The sequence below is a fragment of the Pseudorhodoferax sp. Leaf265 genome (assembly GCF_001422365.1).
Classification (GTDB): Bacteria; Pseudomonadota; Gammaproteobacteria; order Burkholderiales; family Burkholderiaceae_C; genus Pseudorhodoferax.
Window position 1 is genome coordinate 217,194 of record NZ_LMMT01000012.1, and the last position, 19,050, is coordinate 236,243.

At 68.6% G+C, this 19,050-nt stretch carries 16 protein-coding genes; 2 read left to right on the forward strand and 14 right to left on the reverse strand.

Going from position 1 to position 19,050, the window contains the following annotated elements; all coding sequences use genetic code 11:
* Positions 1-40: 40 nt before the first annotated feature.
* The 12 genes from ASF45_RS12870 to ASF45_RS12925 all read right to left on the reverse strand — a co-directional run bounded on the left by ASF45_RS12870 (position 41) and on the right by ASF45_RS12925 (position 12,930).
* Positions 41-616, reverse strand: coding sequence for a cysteine hydrolase family protein (locus tag ASF45_RS12870; protein WP_056662512.1), 576 nt, complete (start codon positions 614-616; stop codon positions 41-43).
* Between the two features lie 48 nt (positions 617-664).
* A complete protein-coding gene (locus ASF45_RS12875) occupies positions 665-1,438 on the reverse strand; it encodes an SDR family NAD(P)-dependent oxidoreductase (protein WP_063887657.1) in 774 nt (257 codons plus the stop codon).
* A gap of 17 nt (positions 1,439-1,455) precedes the next feature.
* Entirely contained in the window at positions 1,456-2,568 is a 1,113-nt protein-coding gene (locus tag ASF45_RS12880; protein WP_063887658.1) for an LLM class flavin-dependent oxidoreductase, read from the reverse strand.
* A 32-nt stretch (positions 2,569-2,600) separates the two neighbouring features.
* Positions 2,601-3,947, reverse strand: coding sequence for an MFS transporter (locus ASF45_RS12885; protein ID WP_082550983.1), 1,347 nt, complete (start codon positions 3,945-3,947; stop codon positions 2,601-2,603).
* A 621-nt stretch (positions 3,948-4,568) separates the two neighbouring features.
* Entirely contained in the window at positions 4,569-5,501 is a 933-nt protein-coding gene (locus ASF45_RS12890) for an AraC family transcriptional regulator (protein WP_056662520.1), read from the reverse strand.
* Between the two features lie 101 nt (positions 5,502-5,602).
* The gene (locus tag ASF45_RS12895; RefSeq protein ID WP_056662522.1) at positions 5,603-6,643 is read right to left on the reverse strand and encodes an SLAC1 anion channel family protein; all 1,041 of its coding nucleotides are present in this window, start codon (positions 6,641-6,643) and stop codon (positions 5,603-5,605) included.
* A complete protein-coding gene (locus ASF45_RS12900; protein WP_056662526.1) occupies positions 6,640-8,283 on the reverse strand; it encodes an MFS transporter in 1,644 nt (547 codons plus the stop codon). Before ASF45_RS12900 ends, ASF45_RS12895 begins: the two co-directional genes overlap by 4 nt.
* Positions 8,280-8,681, reverse strand: a complete 402-nt coding sequence (locus ASF45_RS12905; RefSeq protein ID WP_056663285.1) for a DoxX family protein — start codon at positions 8,679-8,681, stop codon at positions 8,280-8,282. Before ASF45_RS12905 ends, ASF45_RS12900 begins: the two co-directional genes overlap by 4 nt.
* 11 nt (positions 8,682-8,692) lie before the next feature.
* The gene (locus ASF45_RS12910; RefSeq protein ID WP_056662529.1) at positions 8,693-10,582 is read right to left on the reverse strand and encodes an amidohydrolase; all 1,890 of its coding nucleotides are present in this window, start codon (positions 10,580-10,582) and stop codon (positions 8,693-8,695) included.
* 3 nt (positions 10,583-10,585) lie between these two features.
* Positions 10,586-11,422 carry an alpha/beta fold hydrolase gene (locus ASF45_RS12915; protein ID WP_056662530.1) on the reverse strand — a complete coding sequence of 279 codons (837 nt, stop codon included), beginning with the start codon at positions 11,420-11,422 and terminating at the stop codon, positions 10,586-10,588.
* A gap of 37 nt (positions 11,423-11,459) precedes the next feature.
* Positions 11,460-12,113, reverse strand: a complete 654-nt coding sequence (locus ASF45_RS12920; protein WP_056662533.1) for a hydrolase — start codon at positions 12,111-12,113, stop codon at positions 11,460-11,462.
* A 115-nt stretch (positions 12,114-12,228) separates the two neighbouring features.
* Positions 12,229-12,930, reverse strand: coding sequence for a pirin family protein (locus tag ASF45_RS12925; RefSeq protein ID WP_056662536.1), 702 nt, complete (start codon positions 12,928-12,930; stop codon positions 12,229-12,231).
* A 111-nt stretch (positions 12,931-13,041) separates the two neighbouring features.
* On the opposite strand from ASF45_RS12925, the gene ASF45_RS12930 reads away from it, so the two are divergent.
* Positions 13,042-13,953: a LysR family transcriptional regulator gene (locus tag ASF45_RS12930; protein WP_056662539.1), complete on the forward strand. Its 912-nt coding sequence runs from the start codon at positions 13,042-13,044 to the stop codon at positions 13,951-13,953.
* 110 nt (positions 13,954-14,063) lie between these two features.
* The gene (locus tag ASF45_RS12935) at positions 14,064-15,269 is read left to right on the forward strand and encodes a diguanylate cyclase (RefSeq protein WP_056662542.1); all 1,206 of its coding nucleotides are present in this window, start codon (positions 14,064-14,066) and stop codon (positions 15,267-15,269) included.
* Positions 15,270-15,273: 4 nt separating this feature from the next.
* Here ASF45_RS12935 and ASF45_RS34490 read toward each other — a convergent pair whose 3' ends face one another.
* Both ASF45_RS34490 and ASF45_RS12945 read right to left on the reverse strand, forming a co-directional pair.
* A complete protein-coding gene (locus ASF45_RS34490) occupies positions 15,274-17,772 on the reverse strand; it encodes a PAS domain-containing protein (RefSeq protein ID WP_082550984.1) in 2,499 nt (832 codons plus the stop codon).
* Positions 17,773-17,908: 136 nt separating this feature from the next.
* Positions 17,909-18,928: an MBL fold metallo-hydrolase gene (locus ASF45_RS12945; protein WP_056662544.1), complete on the reverse strand. Its 1,020-nt coding sequence runs from the start codon at positions 18,926-18,928 to the stop codon at positions 17,909-17,911.
* Positions 18,929-19,050 lie beyond the last annotated feature (122 nt).

Consider the following 19,050-nt stretch of genomic DNA (forward strand, 5'->3'; position numbering starts at 1 on the left):
GAGCGCGTCACCGCGACCTTGCGCGGTCGCGTCTGCGGGCTTACTCGATGCTGGAGAGTTCCGAGATCGAAACGACGCGGGCGATGCCGCGCAGCAACGCGATGGACGCGTCGTGCTCCTCCTGGCTCACGGCCGCGCAGGCGTCTTCCACCACTACAACCCGGTAGTCCCGGTCGTGCGCGTCGCGCACCAGGCTTTGCACGGCCCAGGCGGTGCTCACGCCCGCCACCACCAGTTGCTTGACCTCCTGCGCGCGCAGAGCAGGTTCGAGTGGCGTGCCGTAGAAGGCATTGATACGGGGCTTCTCGACCACCATGTCGGCCAGGCTTGCCTTCAAGTCCGGATGGAACTCGGTGCCAGGGCCGCCGAGCGCGAGCGCGCCGAATTGCTTGGCCTTGCCGAACATCGGCGAGAACGCAGGGGCCTCGTGGTAGCCAGGCTTAAACCCGACCTTGACGAGCACGCTCAGCCAATCGTTCGCTTTCGCGTGCTCAAGCAGGGTGTTGGCGTGCTGGATCACTTGGCGGTTGGCCGCGTGCTGGGCCGAGCGTGCGATCTTGCCGGTGGGGTGCATGATGTCGACGATGTAGTCGAGGCCGATGAATGCAGTTTTCATGGGAGTTCCGGGATGTGAATGTTCAGGAAGGGGAAGATCGATCGAGGGTCAGGGCTTGCCGCCGTCGACGTTGAGTTCCATGCCAGTCATGTAGGAGGCCTCGTCGCTGGCGAGGAAAAGCACCACCGATGCGATTTCCTCGGGTTGCGCGAGACGCTGCAGCGCACGCACCGAAGCCAGGTCGTCGAATACCTTCGCCTGTGCCGCGGCGTCGAGTCGCTCGACGAACTTGCGCGGCATGGGGGTGTCGACGGGACCTGGGCAGATCACGTTGAATCGAATGGGAGCGAACTCTTGCGCTGCGGCCTTGGTCAGCGCATTGACCGCCGCCTTCGACGCGCTGTAGGCACCAAGGTTCTTCAGCGGCCTGAGGGCGGCGCCGGACGAGACGTTGACGACGGAGCCTGCGCGCTTGTCGATCAAGGGCAAGGCACCACGGATCATCAGAAAGGTGCCGCGTCCGTTGACGGCCGCGAGCCGATCCCATTCAGCGACAGTCGTCTCGCCCAGCGGCTTGCCCAGGATGATGCCTGCGTTGTTGACGAGGATGTTGAGCACCACATCATCACGCGACAGTTCGTTGTAGAAGCGGTTCACATCCTCTTCCGACGCGATGTCGACCTTGCGGTACGTCACGTCGGAGCCGATCGCCACAAGCTTCTTCACCGCCTCGGAGTCCGGCTCGGCCAGGTCGGCGGCAAAAATCTTCGCGCCTTCGCGCGAGAAAGCACGGACGATCTCCATGCCGATGCCGCCGGTCGCACCACTCACGACCGCGGTCTTGCCTGCGAGGCGGGGCTCTGCTTGAGATTGCGCTGTCATTTCTTTCTCCAATTCACTCAATGACGCAGGCCCGCTTCACGCAGCAGCGGCATGACTTTGCGATCGAAGTAATCTAGCTCCTTCACATAGTCCAGGAAGTACAGCACGACGCCCTCAAGGCCTTCGTTCGAGTACACCTGCAGCTGCTCCACGATTTGCCGCGGCGTTCCGACGAGCGCGTTGGTACCGTAACCGGCGACGAATTTCTCCTGCGATTTGGCGAGACGTTCATTGAACGACTGGCTCTCAATGCCGAGCACGGCCATCATGTTTTTGGCAGCCTCCCAGTCACCGTGCTCCAGGATGGATTGGTAGACAGCACGCGCCTCATCCTCCGAATCGCGGGCGATCACCAGTGCGGAAGCGCACACACCGATCCGGCGCTGGTACTTCGTGGCAGCGATCTCCTTGACCGCCATGAACTTCTTGATGTTCTCTACCTTGTCGACGCTGGCAAAGGAGAAGTCCACGTTCTTGGCCGCGAAGTCCATGCCGGCGCCCGATGTCCCGGCGTTGATCAACACCGGGCGCTCTTGCAAGGGCTTGGGATCGCCTTGCACGCCTTTGAGCTGAAAGAACTGGCCGTCGTAGTCGAACGCGCCTTCGGTGCTCCAGATGCGCTGCACGATGTCCAGCCACTCGTCGCCGTATGCGTAGCGCATGTCGTGCTCCCGCATGGAGCCGCCGAACATCTCCATCTCTGGACGGAACCATCCCATGACGAGGTTGATGCCGAAGCGGCCGCCGGAGACGTGGTCGATGGTGGCGGCCTGCTTGGCCGCGACCACTGGATGCACCGTCGACACATGCGACGTGGCGAACACCCCAATGTTCTTCGTTGCCGCGGCCAGCGCCGCGGCGAATGTGTAGGTCTCGAAGGACGTCCCGTTGAAGTTGGTCTTGCCGCCAAAGCCGCGCCAACGGCCCAAAGGCAGCGCGATCTCGAAACCCATCTGGTCGGCCTTGGTGACGATCTGCAGTGCCTGTTGCCAGGTCATCTCGAACGTCGTCGGCGCCTCGCTGATGAGCAAGCCATTGCTGCAGTTCATGCCGAACACGCCCAGCTTCAGTTTCTGGTCATTCAGCAGCGGGTGAACGGGGCGCGCGGCCTGCGCTTGTGGGGTATTCATGGTGTGATGCTCCAGGTTTGACGGTGTGCCACTCAGGTCGTGGCGTGGTGGCGAGCGGTGATGGCGCGCCGCAGCAGAATGAGGCCGACGGTGCCGATGACGATCACCATCACGCCGTAGCTCACGATCGGCCAGGTCTCATTGTTGAAAGCCTTGAGCAGACCCAACGCGATCATCGGCGTGAAAGCGCCGCCGAGCAGCGATCCGATGTTTGCTCCCAACGAGAGGCCCGAGAACCGCACTTCGGGGCCGAAAGACTCCACCAGAAGCGCTGCCGTCGGGCCGTAAAACGCGGAGTTGAGGGCCAGAGCGGTGGTGACGGCGATGGTGATCAGCGTTATGTCCTTCGTCTGCAGCAGGCTGAAGAACTGGCTCAGGATTAGGATGAGGCCCAATGCGCCGAACAACATGACTGGCACACGGCCCAGCTTGTCCGAAAGGGCGCCGAACGCGACCAGCGCGAAGATCTGTACGAACGAGGCGATGGCCACCGTTGTCATCATGTCGGACAGAGCCAACTTGAGCGTGCCCACGCAATACTGAACGGCGAAGACGATGACCAGGTAGTAGATGCACTGGCTTACCGCGAACACGGCGGCCGAACAAGCCACCTCACGCGGGTAGGTACGGATGACGACCAGCAGAGGCGCACGTGTGTGCCCCTTCTTAGCGACCGCAGCCTTGAACTCCGGTGTCTCGATCGTCTGAGTGCGCACCCACAAGCCCAGTGCCAGCACCACCACGGCGAAGATGAATGGCAGTCTCCAGCCCCAGGTCATGTACTCGGGCCCGGTGACGGCCGCAGCGAGCTTGAGCATGCCGGTGGCGAGCAACAGGCCCAGCGGCACCGCGGCCTGTGGCAGAGAACCGATCAGGCCGCGGCGGTGCAGTGGTGCATGCTCCACCGACATCAGCACTGCGCCGCCCCATTCGCCGCCGTACGCGATCCCTTGGATCAAGCGCAGGATGACCAAGCCGATCGGAGCGGCGATACCAATCTGGGCGTACGTCGGTAGAAGGCCGATGCAGAAGGTTGAGACGCCGATCATCATGAGGGACAGCAGCATCAGCGGCTTGCGGCCGATCTTGTCGCCGTAGTGACCGAAGACCACGCCGCCCACCGGACGAGCAATGAAACCCACGGCCAGCGTAGCAGCGCCCAGCATGGTCGCTAGAAAGGGATCTGAAGCTGGAAAGAAGAGCGGCGCCAGGATGACGGTTGCGACACTGGCGTAGAGCAAGAAGTCATAGCTCTCCAGCACCATGCCGAAGAAGCTGCCTGCGATCGAGCGGCGTGACGCGGCAGTGCCAGGTTGTGTAAGTCCAGGCGCCGGCGGTGTTACCGCGGCACCGCTTGTCAGCGGCACGGATTGGGTCATGAGGGAACGCTCGCAGAGGTTGAGGGGCGATGCCTCACCGCCCTGTAGCAAAACTATAAGGTACTTACGTTATAACCTTATAGTGGTAAACCCGGTGGCCTGTGAGTTTGGCCGTTCTGCAAGCACCGCAATGGGAATGGCGCGACAACGCAGCCGTGACGCCCGAGCCGGACCAGCCCACGTCACTGCAGCACTGGGGTCCGGCTCAGTTCCGATGTGGCGCCCTACGTACGCGAAGCGGCAATGTCTGGGGCGGGAAGCAAAATATGTTCAACCTTCGATCTCAGGCGGCTGGTGTCATGGGTGGACGTGCGTCGCAGCTGGAACATGTTGGCTGGCGCAAAGCCGACACTCCCGACTGACCGCTCTTGGCCGTTCGGAGACATCCGGGCCGCCCTCACTGTAGCCCGGCCGGTGCAACCCCGGCGTGCACATGCCACGCTGGGCTTGGCGTCGAGGCCAGGCCCGAGCAAGTACGCTGAACAACTCCCGGAGCGCCTTTTTGCACCACTTGTGTCAGCAGTCACTTACTTGGCAGAGTTTGAACTTTCTCTGTCATCTGACACGCCTCCCGGGCGCGGAATGCAACACCTGCATATGCCTCGGCGAATAAACGGCTTGTCAGCGAACCCGCGTGGTCGGGAACGATCCGTCCACAGTGTCCCGGTGGACGACGTTGCAGTGCTCGCGCCGCCAGGCGCCCGGCGTCGCGCCCATGGCCTGCGCGAACACCCGTGTGAAGTGGCTCTGGTCGGCAAAGCCGCATTCCGCGGCGATCTCCGCCAACGGCATCCGGGTGGTGGCAAGCAGGCCCTGTGCCTTCTCGACGCGCTGGGCCTGCAGCCACTGGTGCGGCGTCTTGCCCGTGCTGGTGCGGAAGGCCCGGATGAAGTGGCTGCGCGACAGCTGGCAGGCATCGGCGATGTCGCTCACCGACAGGTCGTCCTGCAGGCGGCTGTGCAGCAGTTCCTTGGCGCGGCGCTCGTGCACGCGCGAGAGGCCCTGGCGCTTGGCGTGGGCCGGTGCGGTGGCGCCGCCGTACTGTTCGAGCAGGTGCGTGCCGATCACGGTGGCCATCTGGTCCACGAACAGGCCGCTGGCTTCGGCAGGCCGTGCCAGCGCGGGCAGCAGGGCGCGCGCGAGATGGGCCAGCACCGGGTCCTGCAGGCCGGTCACGCACTCCAGGCCCGTCACGCGGCGGCCGAGCCGCTCGTCGGTGGCGCGCGCGAAGAAGCTGGGCGCCATCTCCAGCAGCACGAAGTCGAAGGCCCCGAGCATGTCGGCGCGGTAGTCGTCGGCAAAGTTGCGCACATACACCGCGCTGGTCTCGAAGCCATGCGTCGAGGCGTGGTGGGGGTGGAAGATGCGCCGGGTGTGCCCTGGCGTCAGCGAGATGCCGACCAGGTAGCCGCGGTCGCTGGCCGGCGTGGCGACCTGGCCCAGCGCGGCATCCGCCGTGCGCTTGCGGTACAGCCGCATGCCGGTGCAGGCCAGCTCCTGGTCGTGGTGCAGCTTGCCGGCCATGCAGCCCAGCGAATCGGTGACGGCCGCCATCGGCGCTCCTGCGTGGAAAGGGGCAGCACCTTACCACCGGGACGCGACACTTCCGCCAGCACCCCGTCAGCCCGCACGCGAGCGCCAGCGCGGGCCGTGGCTCAGTCTTCGCGGAACGCCGCGCCGCTGGCCATGTGCAGCGCCGTGCGGCCGGCAATCCAGGCCACGATGGTGCTGGCGATGGCCAGGGCCACCCAGGCGATGGCGTGGGTGTAGACCGATGGCCGCGCGTGGAAGAACGCGATCGAGGCGCCCGCCCAGCCGTCGGCCGGGAAGGTCATCGCCCACCAGCTCATGAAGAACGCGCCGTGCGCCACGTGCCGCCACAGCGTGGCCAGCAGGATGGCGATGAACAGCGCCAGGCAGTACAGGATGTCGCCCAGCGCGCCGGCCTCCCCGCCCGTGAAGGCCAGGTAGGCCGACAGGCCGATGGAGGGCGGCGCCAGCAGGATGAACAGCGTGGGCATGCTGCGCTGGCTCATCACCGGCACGAACAGCACGCGGTGCAGCACGATGGTGAAGAACGACAGCCAGAACACCAGCCCGACCGAGAAGAAGAACCAGCTGATCTCCACGTAGCCCAGCGGCACGCCGCCCACCGGCACCAGGATGTTGCCGACCACGGGGATGAACCAGGCCGGCGTGAGCACGCCCTCGTCCTGCGCATGCAGGATCCAGCGCCGGATCAGCGTGACCGCCAGCACGAAGTGCATCGCCGCGCCGAGCCACCACAGCAGCTCGGCCAGCGGCAGCGCATAGGGCCGCACGCCGATCGACAGCACCACCATCGACACAGACACCGCGGGGAAGAAGCTGGAACGCACCGGGTGCGCGAACTCCTCCGCCACCGCCGCGAAGCAAAAGCCCAGCTTGGCCAGGTGCGCCACGGCCAGGCCGACGAAGGCCAGCAGCGCGCCGACCAGCAGCACCTGGCTGATCCACAGCGGCACGCCCAGCACGCGGGCGGCCGCCGCCCAGGCGTTGGACAGGCCGCCGACGCCCATGACCATGCCGAACATGGCGATCGACAGCCGGGCCAGGAAGGGCTTGTCCGCGGCCTGCGGCACGGCGGTCTCGCGCACAGGGGTGCCTCCGGCTTCGCCTGCGGAGCGCGCGTCTTCGGGCGGCCGGGCGACGCTCATGGGGCCGCGCCGGTGCTGCCGTGGTGCGGCGCCTTGCCGTCCTTCAGGTCCAGCGCCAGGAAGTGGTGCACGACCGGCTTGTCCGGCCCGATGTGGAAGCGCACGGCCTCGGCCTGCATGTCGGCATCGGCCTTGGACACGCGGTGGTGCTGGCGCAGGTGCTCGGCCCAGGACTCCACCAGGAACCACTCGATCACGCGCTCCGGTTCGCCGGTGTGCTCGGCCACGCCCCAGGCGTAGGCGCCGTCGCGGCGCCGCTCGCGCGCCACGGCCTGCATGGCGTGCAGGAAGGCCGGGATGTCGTGCTTGCGGATGCGGTATTCGATCTGGATCACCACCGGGCCGCGGTCGTGCGCCACGGGTTCGGTCAGCATCGGCTCGGGCCAGTGGTTGGCGGCCTGCAGGTCGGCCTCGCCGGTCGGCAGCTTCACGCGGTGGAAGATGAAGGCCACGACCACCAGGCCGGCGGCGCCGACCAGCAGCGCCATCGGCACGCCCACCTCCTGCGCGACCAGGCCCCAGGCCAGGCTGCCGCCGGCCATGGCGCCGTTGAACACCATGAGGTAGATGGCCAGGCCCCGCCCGCGCACCCAGTTGGGCAGCACGGCCTGTGCCACGCCGTTCAGCGTGGTCAGCGCGATGATCCAGCCCACGCCCAGCACCAGCATCAACAGCACCGCCGCCCACTGCGGCGGCGCCACCGACAGCGCAGCCATCACGGCCGCGGCCAGCAGTGCGGCCAGCAGCACCAGGCCGTCGGTGTCCAGCTTCTGGCGCAGCTTGGGCATCACCAGCGCGCCCACGATGGCGCCGGCACCGACGGCCCCCAGCATCACGCCGTAGAAGCCGGCCGTGCCCTGGAGCATCTTGCGCGCCACCAGCGGCAGCAGCGCCCACACGGCACTGGCGAACACGAAGAACATGGCCGCGCGCAGCAGCACCACGTGCAGCTCCTTGCTGGCGCGGGCGTAGCGCAGGCCGGCCCGGAAGGCGCCGAAGAACTGCTCGGACAGGCCCGAGTCCACGGCCGGCGGGCGTTTCCACCACAGCAGCGCGGCGATCACGAACACATAGCTCAGCACGTCGGCGCCGTAGGCCGCCGCGGCACCGAAGCTCGCCAGCAGCAGGCCGCCGACGGCCGGGCCCAGTGCGCGGGCGATGTTGATGCCCAGCGAGTTCAGCGCCACCGCGTTCTTGAGGTCGTGCCGCGGCACCAGCTCGGGCACGATGGACTGCCAGGTCGGCCCCATCAGCGCCGCGCCGATGCCGCCGACGAAGGTCAGCGCCACCAGGTATTCCACCGTCAGCGTGTTGGTGCGCGCCAGCACCAGCAGCGCGCCGCTGACCAGCGCCAGCAGGATCTGGATGCCGATCAAAAAGCGCCGCCGGTCCAGGATGTCGGACAGCACGCCCGCAGGGATCGCCAGCAAGAAGATCGGCAGCGTGGCCGCGGTCTGGATCAGCGCCACGGCCGTGGGGCTGGCCGACAGCTCGGTCACCATCCACGAGCTGGCCACGTCGCGCATGAAGCTGCCGATGTTGCCCAGCACCGTGGCGGCCCACAGCACGGCGAAGACGGGTTGGCGCAGCGGCGCGAAACTGCCGGAGGCAGAAGAAGGGGTGGGAGAGGGTGTGCTCACGGCGCTGTGCCCAGGTCATGCCAGGCGACCAGCAGGAACGCGCCCGCCAGACCCCAGTGTTCGAAGAAGCTGTTGGCCACGGGCCGGCGCTGCGCAGCGGGCAGAGCCCAGAAGCGGTCGGCCAGCAGGCTTGCCAGGACGGTGAAGCCGGCCAGGGCCAGCGCGCCCAGCCAGCGGTAGCGGCCCGTCACCACCATGGCCGAAGCAGCGAGCTCCAGCACGATGGTGACCACCGCCAGCGGCGCCGCGGGCGCCAGGCCGAAGTGCCGCATCTCGGCCACCGCGCCCGGGAAGTCGCGCAGCTTGTCGAAGGCGCCCTGCAGGTAGGCCGAGCACAGCAGCAACAGCGCCACGCTGTGCACCCAGGGCGCGACGAAGATGCTGCGCAGGCCGTCCATCCAGCCCACCATCAAACCGCCCAGCACGCGCAGCCCAGCGCGCCCCAGAAGCCTTTCAGGTCGCTGATCGGCAGCTTGCTGCTCCAGGCCGTGGCGTGCTGGTGGCCGTGCACATTGCAGTCGTTGGCGCAGGCGCACGCGGCAGCGGCCTGGCGCAAGCTGGCCTGTAGCGGCGCGCCCTGTTCGCCCCAGTTGCCGTACCCGCCGAAGCGGCGCACGGGCGACCAGTCGGGCATGGCCGGTGGCGGCGCGCCCGCATCGTGCGCGGCGAAGTCGCCGGCCGCATAGACCACCCTGCCACCGACCATGGTCAGCAGCGCCGTGGTGTCGGCGATCTCCGATTCGGGGCAGGCGAAGAAGTCGCGGTCGGGCACCACGAGGTCGGCGAACTGGCCCACCTCGATGCGGCCCTTCTTGCCCACCTCGTTGCTGAACCAGGTCACGTTCTCGGTCCACATGCGCAATGCGGCCTCGCGGTCCAGGCAGTTGCGCTGCGGGTAGAGCTGCATGCCGCCCACCGTCTTGCCGGTCACGAGCCAGGACAGCGACACCCAGGGGTTGTAGGAGGCCACGCGCGTGGCGTCGGTGCCGGCCGAGACCTTGACGCCTTTCTCCAGGATCTTCTTGACCGGCGGCGTGGCCTCGGCCGCGCCAGCGCCGTAGCGCTCGACGAAGTACTCGCCCTGGTAGGCCATGCGGTGCTGCACGGCGATGCCGCCGCCCAGTGCGGCGATGCGGTCGATGCTCTGGTCGGAAATCGTCTCGCAGTGGTCGAAGAACCAGTTCAGGCCCGCCAGGGGCACGTCGCGGTTGACCTTCTCGAACACGTCCAGCGCGCGCGAGATGGTCTCGTCGTAGGTGGCGTGCAGGCGCCAGGGCCAGCGGTTCTGCGCGAGCAGGCGCACCACCTCTTCGAGCTCGCCCTCCATCTCGGGCGCCATGTCGGGCCGCGGCTGGCGGAAGTCCTCGAAGTCGGCGGCCGAGAACACCAGCATCTCGCCCGCGCCGTTGTGGCGGAACCAGTCCGTGCCCTGCTTGTATTGGGACGTGGCGGTCCAGTTCAGGAAGTCGGCCTTCTCCTGCTTGGGCTTCTGCGTGAACAGGTTGTAGGCCAGGCGGATGGTGAGCTGGTCGGCCTTGGCCAGTTCCTCGATGACGGCGTAGTCGTCCGGGTAGTTCTGAAAGCCCCCGCCCGCGTCGATCGCGCCCGTCACGCCCAGGCGGTTGAGCTCGCGCATGAAGTGGCGGGTGGAGTTGAGCTGGTACGCGTAGGGCAGCTTGGGGCCCTTGGCCAGCGTGGCGTACAGGATGCTCGCGTTGGGCTTGGCCAGCAGCAGGCCGGTCGGGTTGCCGGCGCTGTCGCGCACGATCTCGCCGCCGGGTGGGGGCGGCGTGTCCCGGGTGTAGCCCACGGCGCGCAGTGCGGCGCCATTGAGCAGCGCGCGGTCGTACAGGTGCAGCAGGAACACCGGCGTGTCGGGCGCCACGGCGTTCAGCTCGGCGATGGTGGGCAGGCGCTTCTCGGCGAACTGGTGCTCGGTGAAGCCGCCCACCACGCGCACCCACTGCGGCGCGGGGGTGATGGCGACCTGGGCCTTGAGCATGGCCATGGCGTCGGCCAGGCTCTTCACGCCGTCCCAGCGCAGCTCCAGGTTGAAGTTCAGGCCGCCGCGGATGATGTGCAGATGGTTGTCGATCAGGCCGGGCAGCACCGCGCGGCCTTGCAGGTCGATGACCCGCGTGGCCGGGCCGGCCAGGGCCATGGCCTGCGCATCGCTGCCCACGGCGGCGAAGCGGCCACCGCGGATGGCCACGGCGCTGGCCGTGGGATTGGCGCGGTCCAGCGTGGTGAAGCGGCCACCGCGCAGGACGACATCGGCGAATTCTTGACCGGCGCCCATGGTTCAGCCCTTGATGAAGGCCAGGATGTCGGCGTTCAGCACGTCGGCATTCACCGTCAGCATGCCGTGCGAGTAGCCCGGATAGACCTTGAGCGTGCCGTTCTGCAGCAGCTTGACCGACTTGAGCGCGGAGTCCGCGATCGGCACGATCTGGTCGTCGTCGCCGTGCAGCACCAGCGTGGGCACGGTGATGGCCTTGAGGTCCTCGGTCTGGTCGGTCTCCGAGAAGGCCTTGATGCCGTCGTAGTGCGCCTTGGCGCTGCCCATCATGCCCTGGCGCCACCAGTTGCGGATCACGCCTTCGTGCACGGTCGCGCCGGGCCGGTTGAAGCCGTAGAACGGGCCCGTCGGCACGTCCAGGAAGGTCTGCGCGCGGTTGCCCGCGACACCGGCGCGGAAGCCGTCGAACACCTCCATCGGCAGGCCTTCGGGGTTGGCTGCGGTCTTGAGCATGAGCGGCGGCACGGCCGACACCAGCACCGCCTTGGCCACGCGGCCGGCCGGCTGGCCGTGCCTGGCGACGTAGCGCGCCACCTCGCCACCGCCCGTGGAATGGCCCACGTGCACCGCGTTGCGCAGGTCCAGGTGCTCGGCCACCGCGAAGGCGTCGGCCGCGTAGTGGTCCATGTCATGGCCCTCGCTGACCTGGGCCGAACGGCCGTGGCCGCGCCGGTCGTGCGCCACGACGCGGAAGCCCTGCTGCACGAAGAACAGCATCTGCGCGTCCCAGTCGTCCGAGGACAGCGGCCAGCCGTGGTGGAACATGATGGGCTGGGCGTCCTTGGGTCCCCAGTCCTTGTAGAAGATCGCGGTGCCGTCGGCGGTGACGATGGTGCTCATGGTGTGTTCCTCGGTGCAGTGGGGTGGTTGGGGTCGATCAGCCTTCGTGGGCCCCGAACATGGCGCGGGCGTAGTTGATGCCGATGCCGTAGCCGCCGCCGAACTTGCGCGCGATGCCCGTCGTCATGTCGTAGGTATCGGTGCGGGCCCAGTCGCGCTGCATTTCCAGCAGGTACTGCAGTGCCGTGATGGGCTGGGCGCCGGCCTGCACCATGCGGTCCATGGCGCGGTTGTGGGCCTCGGTGGAGATGTCGCCGCAGGCGTCGGCGATCACATAGACCTCGAAGCCCTGGTCCAGCGCCGACAGGGCCGGTCCGACGATGCACACGCTGGTCCACAGGCCGGCCAGCACGATGCGGCTCTTGCCGATCTCGTTGATGCGGGCGATGACGGCGGCGTCTTCCCAGGTGTTCATCGAGGTGCGGTCGAGCAGCTTCATGCCCGGGAACGGCGCGGTGACCTCGTCGAACATGGGGCCGGAGAAGCTCTTCTCGGCCACGGTCGTCAGGATGGTGGAGGCCTTGAAGCCGGCGGCGGCGCTGGCCACGAGGCCGGCGTTGGAGCGCAGCTGCACCGGGTCGATGGAATGGGTGGCGAACGCCATCTGCGACTGGAAGTCGATCATGACCAGGGTGTGGTCGGTCGGGTTCAACAGCTTGGCGCCGGGGGTGGGGGTTGCGGTGATGGCCATGGTGAAAGCTCCTGTGGAGGTCGAGTGAAAAAAAAGGTGGCAGGCGGCGCCGGATGGTGGAGGAAGCCACCGTCTGCCGGATAGACCGTTTGTGCGGTCCCTGGAACGAATGTGCTCAGGCGGCGGAGTCCACCAGGACGAGCTCGGCGTCGGCCACAGCGGTCACGCGCAGCGTGTCCACGTCGCGGATGGCGGCGCCGTCGCGCGCTTCGAAGCGCACGCCGTCGATCTCCACCGTGCCGCTGGCCGGCACCAGGTAGCCGCGCCGGCCCTTGCCGAGCCGGTACTCCACGCTCTCGCCGGCCTTGAGCGTGGCGCCCAGCACCCGGGCGTTGCTGCGGATCGGCAGCGCGTCCTCGTCGCCGGCCATCCCGCTGGCCAGGGCCACGAACTGCCCCGAGCGCTCGCCCTTGGGGAAGGGCTTGGCGCCCCAGGACGGAGCCTTGCCGCGGCTGTCCGGCATGATCCAGATCTGGAAGATCTTGGTGACGCCGGGCTCCTGGTTGTATTCGGAGTGGCGCACGCCGGTGCCGGCGCTCATCACCTGCACGTCACCGGCTTCGGTACGGCCCTTGTTGCCCATGTTGTCCTGGTGCGTGATGGCGCCTTCCCGCACGTAGGTGATGATTTCCATGTCGGCATGGGCGTGCGGCGGAAAGCCCGTGCCGGCGGCGATGGTGTCGTCGTTCCAGACGCGCAGCGCGCCCCAGTGCATGCGGGCCGGGTCGTGGTAGTCGGCGAACGAGAAGTGGTGCTTGGCGTCGAGCCAGCCGTGGTTGGCTCCACCGAGTTCTGCGAAGGGGCGGCGTTCGATCATGGTGTTTTCTCCTGCGGCGGGTGCCGTTGCGTGTTGCGATGGAGTGACTGTAGAAATCCTTGATCGATAAGAGAATAGAAAAGATGGAAAACAATCTATTCCAGAAGTTGCATGTCCAAGCTGCCTGACCTGGAGGCCTGGGCGATCTTCGCCAAGGTGGCCGAGACCGGCTCCTTCGCCCGCGCCGCGGCCGACCTGGTGGTCTCGCAGCCCACCGTGTCCAAGGCCATCACCCGGCTGGAGGCGCGGCTGCGCGTGGTGCTGTTCCACCGCACCTCGCGCAAGATGTCGCTCACGGCCAGCGGCGAGCTGGCGCTGGAGCGCGCCACGCGCATCCTGGCCGAGGGCGAGGCGGTGGAGGCCGAGGTGACGGAGCAGTCCAAGAGCCTGCGCGGCAGCATCCGCGTGGCCGCGCCCATGTCCTTCGGCGTCACGCACCTGGGGCCGGTGCTGCCGGGCTTCATGGCGCAGCACCCCGAGGTCACGCTGGACGTGCACTTCAGCGACGCGCTGACCGACGTGGTGGCCGACGGCTTCGACCTGGCGCTGCGCATCTCCAGCCTGCCCGATTCGAGCCTGCTGGCGCGGCGGCTGTGCACGGTGCGCATCCTGCTGGTGGGCGCGCCGGCCTACTTCGCGCAGCATGGCCAGCCGGCCCATCCGCGCGACCTGGCCGGCCACCGCGCGCTGCGCTACGTGCACGCCCGCGTGGGCGAGGCCTGGCGCTTTCGCCACGCCCAGGGCGGCGAGTTCGCCCAGGTCGTGCCCTCGGCCCTGCGCGTGAACAATGCCGAGGCCCTGGCACCGGCCCTGCGCGCCGGCCTGGGCCTGGCGCTGCAGCCCGAGTTCCTGGCCTGGGAAGACCTGCGCGCGGGCCGGCTCGTGCAGGCCATGCCGGCCTGGCAGGTCGACCCGATCGCGCTGCACATCGTCACGCCGCCTGGCCGCGCCAAGCCGGCGCGCGTGCAGGCGTTGGCCGAATACCTGGCCCAGGCCTTTGCGCAGGCGCCCTGGGCCAGCTGACGCCGCGCTCGGCCGACCCGCCGCGTTTTCCGCGCTGTTCCGGCGTTTTCATCAGGCGCACTTGGGCTTGGCCGAGAATGCAACCAGATATTTCCTGAACAGGGCCTGCCTTGCCGCTTCTTCCTGCTTCCGGGCTGACCCCGGGCTCGCTGTTCACTTGCCTGGGGCTGTTCGCCGTGCTCACGGCCGTGTTCGCGGTCAGGGCTTCGCGCGGCATGCCGGGCTTCGAGCGGCCCTTGCGCCTGTGGGCCGCGGCGCTGTCGTGCGTGGCCGTGGCGGCGGTCGGCTACCTGGCGCGGCCCTGGCTGGCCGGTCCGCTCTCCTACCTCGTGCCCAACCTGGCGGTGCTGAGCGCGGTGGCCGTCATGGGCATGAGCTTTGCCACGCTGCAGGGCGGCCGGCCGCGCCGGGCCCGCTGGAACTGGGCCCTGGTGCTGCTGACCATGGCCGCGCTGCTGGGTGCGCAGACCTGGCGGGCGCCCTATGCCGTGCTGGCTGCTGTCGCTGCCGCGGGCCTGGGGCTGCTGCTGCTGCACGGCGCGCTGCTGTTCCTGCCCCAGCTGCGCGTGCGCCCGCGTGCGCTGCCCGAGACCTGGGTGCTGGCCTCCTTGCTGGTGGTGGCCGCCAGCTTCATGCTGCGGGCGGTGTCGAGTGGTGCCGACCTGTGGAAGAACCACGGCCCCTGGGGCGGGCACCCCATGCTGGTGGTGGGCGTGGTGTTCGTCACCAGCTGCTCGCTGGCCTTCTTCTCCATGCTGCACGAGCGCCAGCGCACCGCGCTGCAGCACAGCTACCAGCGCGACAGCCTGACCGGCCTGTACGCGCGCGGCGTGTTCTTCGAGAAGGCCCAGGCTGCGCTGCAGCTGGCCAACGTGGGCGATGCCTTCGCCGTGGTCATGCTGGACCTGGACCACTTCAAGCGCATCAACGACACCCATGGCCACCTGGTGGGCGACAAGGTCATCGCCCATGCGGCGCGGCTGCTGAACAGCAGCATCCGGCTGAACGACCTGGCCGGCCGCTACGGTGGCGAGGAGTTCTGCCTGCTGCTCAACGACTGCGATGCCGAGCGCGCACACCGCTTCGTGCAGCGCGTGCTGCACCGCACCGAGCAGCCGCTGAGCCTGCGCGACGGCCGCAGCCTGCCGTTCAGCTTCTCGGCAGGCTTCGTGATCTTCCGCATGGAAGACCAGGCGCCGCCGCTGGAGCAGTTGCTGGAGCGGGCCGACCAGGCCCTGCTGCAGGCCAAGGCCCTGGGCCGCAACCAGGCGGTCCAGGCCTGCAGCGACAGTGCCGGGCTGTGCCCGGTGCGCTGAAGGCTCAGGCCGGCTGCGCGCGCCGCGGCGCGTCCAGCACCTCGCGCACCCGCGCCGCGAGTTCCTCGATGGTGTAGGGCTTGCCGATCAGTTGCACGCCCGGGTCGAGCACACCGTTGTGCACCACGGCGTTGCGCGTGTAGCCCGTGGTGAACAGCACCTTGAGCTGCGGCCGGCGCTTGAGCGCCTCGTCCGCGAGCTTGCGGCCGTTGACCTCGGGCATCACGACGTCGGTGAACAGCAGGTCGATGTCGGGGTGTGCGTCGATGAGCCTGAGCGCCGCCGCCGCGCCATCGGCCTCCAGCACGCGGTAGCCCAGCTCGGACAGCGCATCGACGGACAGCTGGCGCACGGCGGGCTCGTCCTCCACCACCAGCACCAGCTCGCGGCTGTCGCCCTGCGGCAGGGGCTGCAGCGGTTCGGCCTGCACCTCTTCGTGGTGCGGGCCGAGCAGGCGCGGCAGGTAGACCTTCACGGCCGTGCCCTGGCCGACTTCGGAGTAGATCTTCACGTGCCCGCCGGACTGCTTGACGAAGCCGTACACCTGGCTCAGCCCCAGCCCGGTGCCGCGGCCGACCTCCTTGGTCGTGAAGAACGGGTCGAAGGCCTTGGCGATGACCTCGGCCGACATGCCCATGCCGGTGTCGCTGACGGCCACCAGGACGTACTGGCCGGCGGCCAGGCCCAGGTGGTCGGCGGCGTAGCGTTCGTCCAGGTGGCAGTTGGCGGTCTCGATGGTCAGGCGGCCGTGCTCGCCCATGGCGTCGCGGCCGTTCACCGCGAGGTTCAGGATCACGTTCTCGAGCTGGTGCGGGTCCACGTGCGTGCGCCACAGGCCGCCGGCCAGCACGGTCTCCAGCCGGATCGCGCCGCCCAGCGAGCGGCGCAGCAGGTCGGACATGCCGGCCACGAGCTTGTTGGCGTCCACGGCCTCGGGTTTGAGCGGCTGCTGGCGCGAGAAGGCCAGCAGGCGCTGCGTCAGCTGCGCGGCCCGCTTGGCACCGTCCTTGGCGGCATCGACATAGCGCTGGGCGCGCGCATCGCCATCGACGAAGCGCCGGCCCAGCAGGTCCAGCGAGCCGATCACCACGGCCAGCATGTTGTTGAAGTCGTGCGCGATGCCGCCCGTGAGCTGGCCCACGGCCTCCATCTTCTGGGCCTGGCGCAGCGCCTCCTCGGTCTTGGCGCGCGCGGCCACCTCGTCGGCCACGCGGCGCTCCAGCGTGTCGTTGAGCTCGCGCAAGGCCAGCTCGGCGCGGTGGCGCTGGGTCACGTCCTGGAACAGCACCGCCACCTGCCGGCGCTCCACCGGCTCGACGCGGAAGGCCGCCAGCTCCAGGTAGCGCCCGGTGCGCACGAGCTCGCGCTCGAAGCGCACCGGCTCGCCGCTCAGCAGCACATGGCGGTAGATCTCGACCCAGCCATCGGCCTCCAGCGGCACCATCTCGCGCACGCGCTGGCCCACCACGTCGGGGATGCCGGCATTGGCCAGGTAGGCCGGGTTGGCCGCGATGTGGATGTAGTCGCTGAGCGGGCCGTGCGGCCCGTCCAGGAACTCGATGACGCAAAAGCCTTCGTCGATGCTGTCGAACAGCGTGCGGAACTGGCGCTCGCTCTCGCGCAGCGCGGCCTGCGTGGCCTTGCTCTCCGACAGGTCGGAGGCGGTGCCGAACCATTCGGCGATGGCGCCGGTGTCGTCCAGCACCGGCACCGCGCGCGACAGCGTCCAGCCCGGCGTGCCGTCGGCGCGCACCACGCGGTGCTCCAGCTCGAAGCGGCTGCGCGTGTCGATCGCCAGGCGCACCGCGGCGAGCACGCCGGCGCGGTCGGCCGGCGGGATGTACAGGTCGATCCAGGTCCGGCTGGGCAGGCTGGTGTCGGCCACGAAGCCCTGGCCGTTGAGCTCCAGCATCTGTGTCCAGTCCGCGTTCATGCGGTAGGTCACGTTGGTGCTGGCCATGGTCAAGGCCTGCAGGCGCGACTCGCTGGCGGCCAGCCGGCGCTGGGCCAGCACCTTGTCGGTGGTTTCCCAGACGTTGCAAAGCAGGCCGCGCACCATGCCAGCCTCGTCGCGCAGCGGCGTGTACCAGAAGCTGAACCAGGCTGTCTGCATGCGTTCGGAACGCAGCACCTGCAGTTCCAGGTCTTCGCGGTAGATGGCCTGACCGGCGAGCGCGGTGGCGATCAGCGTGCCGACCTCGTCCCAGACCTCGCTCCAGACGCTCTGCAGCGGCGCGCCGAGCGCACGCGGATGCTTGTTGCCCAGCATGGGGGCGTACGCGTCGTTGTAGACCATGGCCAGGTCGTCGCCCCAGGCCAGCCACATGGGCACGGGCGAATCGAGCACCAGCGTGGTGGCGGCGCGCAGCGGGCGCGGCCAGCTGCCGGGTGGGCCCAGCGAGGACGCGGTCCAGTCCGGACCGCGCAGGATGGCGGCCTGCGGTGCCGACTCCCAGGGGACGCGCGCGTCGTCGGTCTGCGTACTTCCCAGGCGCTCCAGCATCCGCTGCCTTTCATCATTGCGCTGGTGCGGCAGCGCGGCCCCGGTGCGGGACGCACCTGCTTTTGAGTATCCCATCGGCGGCGCGGCACGATTGTCGGAAGGCGCGCCGAACTGCGGGCGCCGGGCCGGCCCCTGCTCAGGATCCGCTCAGGAAGCGGTCGCGCTGGGCGCGTGCGCACTCGCCCAGCACCCGCAGGCCGCGGTCGACCGTGGCCTGGCCGCCCACGAAGGGATGAACGGGCGAGGCCAGCTGGAGCTTGGCCACCTTGTCCACCGTGCCGTCCGATCCAGGATGGTTGGACAGCAGCACGTCGACATGCTGGTCCGCGACCAGCTTGCGCATGCGCTCGGTCTCGCCGATGTAGCTCTGCAGGCGCTCCATGTCGCGGCCGAAGTTGAACGAGGTGCCGCCCCACATCAGCGCGCGGTGCGCTTGGCCGCGCGCGCGCACGTCGAACACCGGCGACAGCGTGCCCAGCGTGTGCCCGGGTGTCACGTTGAAGCGGAGCGTGGTGTCGCCCAGCGTGAGCACGTCGCCGTCCTGCACGCCGATGTCGCGCGGGCCGCGCCTGGGCGGGCGGTCCCAGGAGACGGCGTCGAACTCCAGCGTGGTCTGCATCATCCGCCAGTCGATCTCGCTGGCGACCAGCCGCATGCCGTACTTCTGGACCAGGGCCGTGGCCGCGCCGTAGTGGTCGCCATGGCCGTGCGTGATGACCAGGTACTTGATCTGGGCCGGGTCCAGGCCCAGCGTCCGCATGCCGCCTTCGATCAGTGCCTGGGCTTCCACGGCGTTGTTCAGGGCGTCGATCAGGATCAGCCCGTCGCTGGTCTTGAGCACCCAGGCGCTGACCCAGGCCGAGCCCACGTAGTAGAGGTTGTCGAAGACCTGCGCCGGGGCCGGCGCCGGGCGCGCGATCTGGCGCTGCAACAGGGCCTCGATCTCGGGGCCCGCGGCGCGCTGGGCCGGCTGCGGATTGCAGACCGGCATCAGGTATTTCAAATCCTCGCCCGCCAGCGTGGACGCGCGGGACACATGGTCGGCCACCGAGGCGGCCGAGGCCGGCGGCTCGGCGGGGCCGGTTGCGCAACCGGCCAGGATGGCCAGGGCGGCGGCCGCGGCCAGGGTCTGCGCTTGGCGATGGAAAGCCTTCATCTCGTCTCCTTGTGGGTGGTCGTGGCGCAGCGTAGCGTGGACGCCGTCGCACGGGTGTCGCATCCGGCCCTTGCCCGCACCGTGTTGTCCGAAAGCGGGCATAGTGGCCCGCCGCAAGACTT